The sequence below is a fragment of the Salipiger sp. HF18 genome, from assembly GCF_011806505.1.
Classification (GTDB): Bacteria; Pseudomonadota; Alphaproteobacteria; order Rhodobacterales; family Rhodobacteraceae; genus Salipiger; species Salipiger thiooxidans.
In genome coordinates this window covers 1-1,952 of record NZ_JAATOS010000639.1, presented here as the reverse complement: position 1 = coordinate 1,952, position 1,952 = coordinate 1, and the positions used below count along the sequence as shown (strand labels likewise).

The following is a 1,952-nucleotide window of genomic DNA, read 5'->3' as shown; positions in this document are numbered from 1 at the left end:
CGAGATCGGTCAGCTCACCACCGAGACCAACCGCATGGCCCGCGCGCTCGCCGCCCGCGCCGCCGCCGTGGCCGAGGACCGCGCCAGGCTGGGCGAGATCATCGACCAGCGCACCGAGGCGCTGCGCTTCGCCAACCAACGGCTGGAACGCACCGACGAAGACCGCCGCCGCTTCTTCGCCGACATCAGCCACGAGTTGCGCACGCCTCTGACCGTAATCCTGATGGAGGCGCAGCTCGGCCGGCAGGGCGCCGAGCCCGCCCCCGCCTTCGAGGTCATCGAGGCCCGCGCCCGCCGCCTCAACCGGCGCATCGACGACCTGCTGCGCGTGGCACGGTCCGAGACCGGGCAGCTGGCGCTCGAGCCGGTGCCGCTGGATCTTGGCGAGATTCTGGCGGATGCCATCGCCGAGACCGCCGCCGAGCTCTCGAACGCGGGGATGACGCTCACCGCGCCCGAGCCCGGCAGAACCCGGGTGCGCGCGGACCGGAACTGGCTGCGGCAAGTGGTCGTGGGCCTGATCCGCAACGCCATCCGTCACGCCCGGCAGGGCGGCGCCCTGCGGCTGGAGCTGACCGAGGCCGAAGGCATGGGCGTGATCGCCGTCATCGACAACGGCCCCGGCATCCCCGCCGCCGATCAGGCGCGGATCTTCGAGCGCTTCGCCCAAGGCCAGACCGGCAGCGCGCAGGGCTTCGGTCTCGGCCTCGCACTGGCGCGCTGGGTGATCGAGGAACAGGGCGGCAGCATCGCCGTCGAAAGTCCCGTCACCCACGATCGGGCCGAAGGCACCGCATCCGGAACCAAGATCTCGGTTCGCATGCCGCTCGCGACGGGCTAACCTGCCGCCATGACCGAACCGACCCGCCTGCTCGTCGTGGACGACGACCCAGAGATCTGCTCCGCCCTCGCGCGCGGGCTGGCGCTGCACGGCTTCGCGGTCGAGACCCGCAACCGCGCCGACACCGCCCTGCCCGACCTCACCGGCGCGGGTTTCTCCGCCGCCGTCGTCGACGTGATGCTGGGCGCCGACAGCGGCGTCGAGCTGGTGCGCACCGCCCGCGCACAGGGCGCGCAGCTGCCCATCGTCATGCTCTCGGCGCTCTCGGACGTCGACCACCGCGCCGCCGGGCTCGAAGCCGGGGCCGACGACTACATGGTCAAGCCCTTCTCGTTCGAGGAACTCGCCGCACGGCTCCGGGTGCAGGAGCGCCGCGCCGCCGCAACTCGTCCTGCGCCCGCCCGCCTGTCGGCCGCGGACAAGAGCCTCCGCGCCGGCAGCCGCCACGTGCATCTCACCGACCGCGAGTTCTCGCTTCTGGCGTTGCTGGCCGAGCACGCCGGCACGCCCCTGCCCCGCGGCACCATCTTCGACGCGCTCTGGGCCGGCGAATCCAGCTCGGAGAACGTGGTCGACGTCTACATCGGCTACCTCCGCAAAAAGCTCAAACCTGCCTCCGAGTTCGGCTTCGAGATCGTCACGGTGCGGCATCAGGGCTTCTGTCTCGAAGGCGCTGCACCGCTGCGCTGACGCGGACTTGCGCGCTACGGGGATTGCATGGTGTATGACCGAAACCGCGCCGGATGCGCACCCAACGCCACCAAGAAGGAGCAAGCGATGGACCCCCGCCAGCTGGAAATGACCGTGCTGATGACCCCCGACATGGCAAATTTCAGCGGCAAGGTGCACGGCGGCGCGCTGCTGAACCTTCTCGACCGCGTGGCCTTTTCCTGCGCCTCGCGCTTCTCGGGCCGCTATGCGGTCACGCTCTCGGTCGACCAGGTGACCTTCAAGCAGCCGATCAACGTGGGCGAGCTGGTGAGCTTCCGGGCCGCGGTGAACCACGTCGGCCGCACCTCGATGGAGATCGGCATCCGGGTCGAGGCCGAGGACATCCGCAAGGGCACCCGGCGCCACACCAACTCGTGCTACTTCACCATGGTCGCCGTGG

3 protein-coding genes are annotated in these 1,952 nt (G+C 70.5%); all 3 read left to right on the top strand.

What is annotated here, in order from left to right; translation table 11 throughout:
• The coding region (locus tag HC022_RS25255; protein WP_167454223.1) for a sensor histidine kinase KdpD at positions 1-841 on the top strand (841 nt) is incomplete at its 5' end.
• Positions 842-850: 9 nt separating this feature from the next.
• Positions 851-1,531, top strand: a complete 681-nt coding sequence (locus HC022_RS25250; protein WP_089962594.1) for a response regulator transcription factor — start codon at positions 851-853, stop codon at positions 1,529-1,531.
• An 87-nt stretch (positions 1,532-1,618) separates the two neighbouring features.
• On the top strand, positions 1,619-1,952 hold a 334-nt coding region (locus HC022_RS25245; protein WP_167454222.1), incomplete at its 3' end, for an acyl-CoA thioesterase.

Excerpts from the sequence above, each read along its gene's own strand:
- HC022_RS25250 (WP_089962594.1), top strand. The coding sequence starts at position 851 with ATGACCGAACCGACCCGCCTGCTCGTCGTGGACGACGACCCAGAGATC.